This is a genomic window from Mesorhizobium sp. M2E.F.Ca.ET.209.01.1.1 (genome assembly GCF_004010375.2).
GTDB lineage: Bacteria > Pseudomonadota > Alphaproteobacteria > Rhizobiales > Rhizobiaceae > Mesorhizobium.
Genome location: NZ_SADP02000545.1, coordinates 1 through 351, shown reverse-complemented (window position 1 = coordinate 351; position 351 = coordinate 1). Strand labels below are relative to the sequence as shown.

General features: G+C 53.8%; 1 protein-coding gene. It reads right to left on the bottom strand.

Annotated elements, in window-relative coordinates:
* Window positions 1-298, bottom strand: a 298-nt coding sequence (locus EN852_RS41360; protein ID WP_210238307.1) for a hypothetical protein, incomplete at its 3' end; no start/stop codon positions are given.
* Between the last annotated feature and the right edge of the window lie 53 nt (window positions 299-351).

Here is a 351-nt window from a genome sequence, read left to right as displayed (position 1 = left end):
CACGCAACGGTTCTGGCGGAGGAGGCGTCGAGCGCTCCAGATGCTTGGAGATCAGAAAATTATGGAAGGCGGCGGCAATCTGAATAGCCAGATCTCCGTACACGGGCGGAATGTTGACCACCGCTGCACCCTGTCCATGTCCGCCCAGCTTATTGCGCAGAAAAGGCAATGCCTTCAGAACCTGGTCTGTAAAGCCATTCCTGACGGCTTCGGGTAGATCATCGAAAAAACCCTGTTGAGCAAGTTCCTTGATAAGCTTGTCGCCGTTAGCATGGTCCAGGCCCGTAAGAACCTTCATCACGCTCTCGAAACTATGACCCGAATAGAAAATGGCTTCGCGAACATCGCCGG